The sequence below is a fragment of the Alloalcanivorax venustensis ISO4 genome (assembly GCF_015356855.1).
In the GTDB taxonomy this organism is placed as follows: Bacteria; Pseudomonadota; Gammaproteobacteria; order Pseudomonadales; family Alcanivoracaceae; genus Alloalcanivorax; species Alloalcanivorax venustensis.
Genome location: NZ_ARXR01000032.1, coordinates 25,177 through 32,453 on the forward strand (window position 1 = coordinate 25,177; position 7,277 = coordinate 32,453).

At 70.1% G+C, this 7,277-nt stretch carries 8 protein-coding genes and 1 pseudogene; all 9 read left to right on the top strand.

The genetic code is table 11. From position 1 onward, the window contains the following. Positions 1 to 58: 58 nt before the first annotated feature. Entirely contained in the window at positions 59 to 415 is a 357-nt protein-coding gene (arsC, locus tag ISO4_RS14115; protein ID WP_194856628.1) for an arsenate reductase (glutaredoxin), read from the top strand. Then, positions 412 to 1,029, top strand: a complete 618-nt coding sequence (gene wrbA, locus ISO4_RS14120) for an NAD(P)H:quinone oxidoreductase (RefSeq protein WP_142949382.1) — start codon at positions 412 to 414, stop codon at positions 1,027 to 1,029. Before arsC ends, wrbA begins: the two co-directional genes overlap by 4 nt. A gap of 21 nt (positions 1,030 to 1,050) precedes the next feature. After that, the gene (locus ISO4_RS14125) at positions 1,051 to 1,392 is read left to right on the top strand and encodes a DUF2069 domain-containing protein (RefSeq protein WP_142949383.1); all 342 of its coding nucleotides are present in this window, start codon (positions 1,051 to 1,053) and stop codon (positions 1,390 to 1,392) included. Beyond that, the gene (locus tag ISO4_RS14130) at positions 1,382 to 2,059 is read left to right on the top strand and encodes an RDD family protein (RefSeq protein WP_142949384.1); all 678 of its coding nucleotides are present in this window, start codon (positions 1,382 to 1,384) and stop codon (positions 2,057 to 2,059) included. The genes ISO4_RS14125 and ISO4_RS14130 overlap by 11 nt, the downstream gene beginning before the upstream one ends. Next, positions 2,056 to 3,045: a stage II sporulation protein M gene (locus ISO4_RS14135; protein ID WP_194856629.1), complete on the top strand. Its 990-nt coding sequence runs from the start codon at positions 2,056 to 2,058 to the stop codon at positions 3,043 to 3,045. Before ISO4_RS14130 ends, ISO4_RS14135 begins: the two co-directional genes overlap by 4 nt. Then, the gene (locus tag ISO4_RS14140; RefSeq protein ID WP_194856630.1) at positions 3,032 to 4,522 is read left to right on the top strand and encodes a DUF4129 domain-containing protein; all 1,491 of its coding nucleotides are present in this window, start codon (positions 3,032 to 3,034) and stop codon (positions 4,520 to 4,522) included. Before ISO4_RS14135 ends, ISO4_RS14140 begins: the two co-directional genes overlap by 14 nt. Next, entirely contained in the window at positions 4,519 to 5,832 is a 1,314-nt protein-coding gene (locus tag ISO4_RS14145) for a DUF4350 domain-containing protein (protein ID WP_194856631.1), read from the top strand. Before ISO4_RS14140 ends, ISO4_RS14145 begins: the two co-directional genes overlap by 4 nt. After that, positions 5,829 to 6,794: an AAA family ATPase gene (locus tag ISO4_RS14150; protein ID WP_142949388.1), complete on the top strand. Its 966-nt coding sequence runs from the start codon at positions 5,829 to 5,831 to the stop codon at positions 6,792 to 6,794. The genes ISO4_RS14145 and ISO4_RS14150 overlap by 4 nt, the downstream gene beginning before the upstream one ends. A gap of 298 nt (positions 6,795 to 7,092) precedes the next feature. Further along, positions 7,093 to 7,277: pseudogene (locus ISO4_RS14155) on the top strand (DUF58 domain-containing protein); the annotation flags it as partial.

Below are 7,277 nucleotides of genomic sequence, written 5' to 3' on the forward strand. Positions count from 1 at the left end.
GTAGCTGCGGGTCGGTGCCTTACAATGCTCCCATCCTATCAGACGACAACGTGACGCCATGGCCGAATACACGCTCTACCATAATCCCCGCTGTTCCAAATCCCGGCAGGCATTGGCGCTGCTGGAAGAAAACGGCATCACCCCGACCATCGTCAAGTATCTTGATACACCGCCGGACGCGGAAACCGTCCGCACTCTGGTAAAACAGTTGCGCCTGGACCGCGCCCACGATCTGGTACGCCCTAAAGAAGCGGAGTACAAGGAAGCCGGGTTGAGCCGGGACGCCGACGACGACACCGTGATCAACGCCATCGCCCGCTATCCCAAACTGCTGGAACGGCCGGTGCTGGTGAAAGGTGACCAGGCGGTGATCGGACGCCCGCCGGAAACGGTTCTGGAACTGGTGACGCCGTGAGCGACGCGGCCCTCAACCCCTATGTGCTGATCCTTTATTACAGCCGCACCGGCGGCGTGGCGCGGCTGGCGCAGCAAGTGGCCCGCGGCGTGGAAGGCGCCGGCCTGCAGGCGCGCCTGCGCACCGTGCCGCCGGTGTCTCCGGATCACGAGGCCAGTGCCCCGCCGGTGCCGGACAGCGGCGCGCCCTACGCCACCCTGGACGACCTGGCCGGCTGTGCCGGTCTGGCATTGGGCTCGCCGACCCGCTTCGGCAACATGGCGGCGCCGCTCAAGTATTTTCTCGACCAGAGCAGCGACCTGTGGATGTCCGGCGCGCTGATCGGCCGCCCGGCCGGTGTGTTCACCGCCTCCGCCAGCCTCCACGGCGGCCAGGAGAGCACCCTGCTGTCGATGATGCTGCCGCTGCTGCACCACGGCATGGTGCTGGCCGGGGTGCCCTATTCGGAGGCGGCGCTGACACGCACCACCGGCGGCGGCACGCCCTACGGGGCCAGCCATGTGTCCGGCAGCGACGGGCGCGGCCGCGACACCAGCGACGACGAAAACGCCATCGCCAAGGCGTTGGGCCGGCGGCTCGCCACCCTGGCGCGCCAGTTGGCGCCCGCCCACTAAACCCAACCGAGGGGGAACACCATGCTGAGCGCCCTTCTGCGCATCACCTATATTCTGCTGCTGGTTCTCGGTATCGCCGGTCTGTTCTGGTTCGCGCCGCCGGACACGCCCACCTTCGCCGCCGTGATCATGGCGGCGGTGCTCTACGGCCCGCTGGCGTTAATGGCGGCGGCGCCGATCACGCTGCACCCGCGTTCGCTCACCTGGCTGTGTTTCCTGCTGCTTTTCTATTTTTGCGGCTATGTGGTGCAGTGCCTGAACCCGCCGCCGGTGCGCACCCTGGCCATCGTTCAGGTGTCGCTGACGGTGGTGCTGTTCCTGCTCGCCATGCAGCTCATGCGCCGGGGCGGCCGTGCGGATTGATGACCAGCTGCACATCGATACACCGGAGGGGGCGCGCCTGACGCTGTCCCTGGCCGGGCCGCTGCCGCGCGCCCTGGCCTACGGGATCGATCTGGCGATTCGCGGCCTGGCGCTGGCGCTGGTCGCGATTCCGCTGATGCTGTTCGGGCGCGGCGGAATGGGCCTCTACCTGGTGATGCTGTTCTTGATGGAATGGTTTTACCCGGTGTTGTTCGAAGCACTCTGGCAGGGGCGTACGCCGGGCAAACGGATGATGGGCCTGGCGGTGGTGCACGGCAACGGCGCGCCGCTGGGCTTTAACGGCAGCCTGGTGCGTAACCTGCTGCGCACCGCCGACCTGTTTCCGATGTTCTATCTCACCGGCTTCGTGGTGATGCTGATCACCCGACGCTCGCAGCGCCTCGGCGACCTGGCCGCCGACACCCTGGTGATCCACACGCCGCCGGCGCGCCCGGCGCGGCCCCACCAGGACGGCGACAGCGAAGCGCCGGACTGGCCGCTCAGCCGCGACGACCAACTGGTGTTGCTGGCCTTCACCGACCGGGGCGCGCGGCTCTCCGCCGAGCGTCAGGAGGAGCTCGCCGCCCTCGCCTACCCGGAGCTGGCGCCCGCCGCCGCCCGGGAAAAACTGCAGCGCGTGGCCCGGCACGTGTTGGGGGGCGCATGAGGCAGAGCCAGTTCGAGCAGCGTTACCGGCCCCAGTGGGAACGGCTGGAAACCAGTCTCACCGCGCTGGAAGCCCGCCGCCGCCCGCAGGCGTCGGCGCTCACCGATTTCACCGCCGACTACCAGAGCCTCTGCCACCAGCTGGCGCTGGCCCGCGAGCGCGGCTACAGCCTGGCGCTGCAGGAATACCTCAACGACCTGATGCTGCGCGCCCACCGCCAGCTGTACCGCTACCGCACCCCGCTGCTGCCCGGGCTGGTGGCGTTTTTCACCGGCGGCTTCCCACGCGCGGTGCGTTATCAGTGGCGCTGGCATCTGGTCAGCACGCTCTGCTTCGTGCTGTCCGCCGGCCTGGTGTGGGCGATGATCCTGCACGACCCGGAGCTGGTGCACACCGTGGTGGGCCCGCAGCAGGTGGCCGAACTGGAAGAGATGTACCACCCGGAGCTGCGCGACGTCAGCGGCCGCGACCGCCAGGACGATGTGATGATGTTCGGCTACTACATCTACAACAACATCGGCATCGCTTTCCGCACCTTCGCCGGCGGCCTGCTGCTGGGCGTGGGCGCGCTGGTGGCGATGCTCTTCAACGGCAGCTTCTTCGGCGCCGCCGCCGGCCACCTGACCCTGGCCGGCGCCGCGCAGCCGTTCTTCACCTTCGTGATCGCCCACGGCGCGCCGGAGCTGACCGCCATCTTCCTGGCCGGCGGCGCCGGCCTGCGCATGGGCTGGGCGGTGCTGGCGCCCGGCTCCTGGCGCCGGGTGGACGCCCTGCGGCGCGCCGCCGGCGAATGCCTGCCGGTGATGTACGGCGTGTTCGCGCTGCTGGTGCTGGCCGCGTTCATCGAGGCGTTCTGGTCGTCCCGGGAGCTGGCGCCGCAGATCAAGTACGGCGTGGGCGCCGCCTGCTGGGCATTGCTGGCGCTGTACCTGCTGTTCGCCGGCCGGCAACGCCGGCGCCAGGGAGGGCGGCATGGACCTGAATAAGCTCAACGCCCGCCTGGCACCGCGCTCGTGCTGGCAGGCCATGGATATGGGCACGCGCCTGTACCGGCACTGGTGGCGGTCGGCGGCGCTGGTGTGGGTGGTGTTCACCGGGTTGCCCTTCCTGGCGCTGGCCGGCCTCGCCGCCGCCTGGCAGAGCATCTGGCCAATGCTGCTGTTCTGGTGGCTCAAGCCGCTGTGGGAAAGGCCGCTGCTGGCGTTCTACAGCCGCGCCCTGTTCGATGACTATCCCGGCCCCTGGGCCCTGCTCAAAGGCTTTCGGGAGTACGGCCTGAACGGGCTGTTCGGCCAGCTCACCTGGCGGCGGCTGAGCCCGGCGCGGGGCATGCTTACCGGCGTCTGGCAGCTGGAAGGCAATCGCGGCGACGCCGCTTCCGGACGCATCGCCGTGTTGCTGCGCGCCCCCGGCCAGCGCCCGGCCACGCTGACGTTCACCCTGCTCACGCTGGAACACCTGATGACGGTGGCGCTGATCCTGCTGGCGATCACCCTGGCGCCGTGGCAGTTCAACCTGGAGTTCAGCGTCTGGTTCGGCGAGCAGAGCCGCCTGCACTGGGCCCTGGGCAACCTGTTCTGGTATCTGGTGCTGACCGTCACCGAGCCGCTGTACGTGGCCACCTCCTTCGCCCTCTACCTGAATCAGCGCACCCACCTGGAAGGCTGGGACCTGCAGCTGGGCCTGACCCGCATCGGCAAGCGCCGCGCCGCGCTGGGCCTGAGCCGGGGCGCCGGGGCGCTGGCGCTGATGGTGCTGTGCCTGGGCGGCCTGCCGGCGCCGGGCAACGCCGAGCAACAAGACAGCAAGCAGCAGGCCGTGGAGCTGCTCGCCTCGGACACCTTCATGCCCATGGCGCTGCGCGAAGAGCGCCGCCTGAAGGAACAATTCCGCGACGACGACGGCGACAGCTGGTGGCGGGACCTGCTGCAGCGGCTGATCGACGGCCAGCGGGACAACGAACGGGGCGACCCGCTGGCGCTGCCGGAAGGCCTGATCCACGGGATCGGCTGGACGCTGCTGGTGGCGCTGCTGGCGGTGATCGCCTGGGCCCTGCTGCGCCGTCTTCCCGGCTCGCCGCTGCGCCGGCGGCCCACCGCCATGCCGGTGCAGGTGGCGGGCCTGGACACCCGCGCCGAGAATCTACCGGTGGACCTGGCCGGCGCTCTGGACGACGCGCTGCGCCAGGGCCGGGTGCGCGAGGCCCTGGCGCTGCTGCTGCGCGACACCCTGGTCACCTTTTTCCGCCGGCACCCCACGCCGCTCACCCCCGGCGCCACCGAGCAGGACTGCCTGCGCGCCTACCGGCAGCTGCTGGGCGACACCCCGGCGGTGGTCTACCTGGAACGGCTCACCGAGGCCTGGACCCGCACCGCCTGGGCGCACCGCCCCACCACGCCGGAACAGGTCCAGGCGCTCTATGACCAATGGCGCGGACTGCGCCCGGCGGAGGCAAGAACATGAGCCGGCGGCGCGGCAGATTCTGGGGCGGCCTGGCGCTGCTGCTGGTGGTCGCCGCCCTGGTGTTCTATGTCTGGGCCACCGAGCCGGTACGCTATATGGCGCCGGCGGCGCCGGACGCCTCGGTGCGCGGCAACCCCTACCTGGCCGCCCAGACCCTGCTGGAAAACTGGCAGCGCCCCACCCGCCGGATCTTCAGCACCGGCGCCCTGTTCCCGCTGCCGGACACCGGCACCACCCTGATTCTGGACGAATACCGGGGCGAGCTGGGCAGCGGTCGGATCGACGCCCTGTTCGACTGGGTGCAGCGCGGCGGCCATCTGATCGTCGCCGCCCGCCCGGCCTATCACTACGTGGCCGACGAAACCGGGGACAAGGACGGGAACAGCGAGCGGACCGGCGGCAACGACGACCCGCTACTGACGCCGCTGGGCCTGCACGCCGTCGCCGTGGAGACGGACACCGAGGACGACCCCTTCACCACCCTGCTGGACCGCTTCCAGCCCATGGAAAGCCTGTTCCTGGAGTATTGCCTGGGCGACAACGACGGCGACCTGTCGCCGCAGTGCGAGGCGCTCACCTGCGAAGCGCCGCCGTTACCGGCGCCGGCAACCTGGGTGTTCGCGGACGGCGACCGGCGGCAACTGCTGGCCTCGCCCGGCCAGGCCCTGCAGCATCGTCCCACCGACCTGCTGCCGGCGCTGCCGTCCTCCAAGGCCGACAATGCGGAGGGCGCGCAACTGGTTCACCTGTCTTGGGGCGACGGGCAGATGACCGTGCTCGCCGGCCTGACGCTGTGGGACAACCAGCACCTGCACTATTTCGACCACGCCTGGCTGCTGGAGCAGCTGATCGGCGACGGCCCGGTGTGGTTCGTGCAAGGCATCGACATGCCGCCGCTGCCGCTGTGGCTGTGGCAGCACGCCTGGCCGCTGATGTTGGCCCTGTTGCTCGCCCTGGCGGCCTGGCTGTGGCGGCGTCTGCCGCGCCCCGGGCCGCAGTGGCACGCCGCCGAAGCGGACCGCACCGATTACCTCGGCCACCTGCTGGCGCTGGGCCATTTCCATTGGCGCACCGGCCAGAGCGAGCGGCTGACGGCGCCGCTGCGCGACGAGGCGCGGCGGCGCCTGGACCTGCTTCACCCGGACCGGGACCAGGCCCTGACGATCGCCGCCGAGCGGCTGGCCCTGCCCGAAGGCGCTCTGCGCGACGCCCTGAACAGCGGCGGCGACACCCAACAACCGCGCCCCCGGGACCGCCAGCAATGGGCGGACCGGGTGGCGATACTGCAAACCCTTAGGAGCCGTTTATGACCAGCCAGACGGAACAGGCCGGCGCCCTGGCGCGCCGCATCGAAGAGCAGCTCAACCAGGTGCTGGTGGGCCAGCCGGCGATCACCCGGCAGGTGCTGATCGCCCTGATCACCGGCGGCCATGTGCTGATCGAAGGCGTGCCCGGGCTCGGCAAGACGCTGCTGGCGCGCAGCCTGGCGCGGGTGCTGGAGCTGGACTTTCAGCGCATCCAGTTCACCCCCGACCTGATGCCCTCGGACGTCACCGGCCACGCCCTGTTCGACAGCCAGAGCGGCGACTTCCGGGTGCGCAAGGGGCCGGCCTTCACCAACCTGCTGCTCGCCGACGAGATTAACCGGGCGCCGGCCAAGACCCAGGCGGCGCTGCTGGAAGTGATGCAGGAACGTCAGATCACCATCGAGGGCGAGAGCTTCCCGCTGGCGCCGCCGTTCGTGGTGCTGGCCACCCAGAACCCGCTCGACCAGGAAGGCACCTACCCGCTGCCGGAGGCGGAGCTGGACCGCTTCCTGTTCAAGATCCTGATCGACTACCCGGACCAGGCGCACGAATCACGCATGGTGGAGATGGTGCTCGACGGGCGGCTGCCGGACAGCCTGGACGCGGCGCAGCTGACGCCGGTCACCGACGCCGCCGGCATCCTGGAACTGACCCGCAGCGCCGAACAGGTGCTGATCGACCCGGCCCTGATCGACTACCTGCTGCGCCTGGTGCGCGCCACCCGCGAGCATCCCAGCCTGATCCAGGGCGGCAGCCCGCGCGCCAGCATCGCCCTGGCCCGCACCGCCAAAACCCAGGCGCTGCTCAGCGGCCGCGACTTCGTGGTGCCCGACGACGTCAAGGCGGTGGCGGCGCCGGTGCTGCGCCACCGCCTGCGCCTGGGCGTGGACGCGGAGCTGGAAGGCCAGACCGTGGAATCGGTGCTCGCGCAACTGCTGGAGCAGGTGGAGGCGCCCCGGCAATGATCGCCTTCCGGTCGATACAGGATGCAGGATTCAGGATGCAGCCAGGAGGCGTGAGCGGCTGGACCTCTTGTAGGCGCTTGCCCTGTGGGAGCTTGCCTGCAAGCGAAAGGCCGGCAAAGCCGGCCGGCAGGATTCCAGAGAGCCAGGACAGCGGATTGCCGACAGGGTCTCTGGGATCCTGCCGGGAGCTTCGCTCCCTTTCGCGGGCATGGCCCGCTCCCACAAAAAACCAGGCCTCGCCCCTGTATCCTGAATCCTGCATCCTGCATCGCGGTCGCCAGACCGCCGTGGAGGCCGCATGCGGATAAGGCCCGGACAGCGCCTGATCCAGGTCTTGCTGGTGTGGGCGGCGCTGGCCGTCTTGCCGCTGGCGGCGCGCGTCGGGCTGCCGGATCTGGCGGCGCCGGCGCTACTGGCGTGGGCCGCGTTAGGCCTGGTCGGCGCCGCCTGGGCGCTGGACGATCTGCGCCGGCTGCGCGCGCG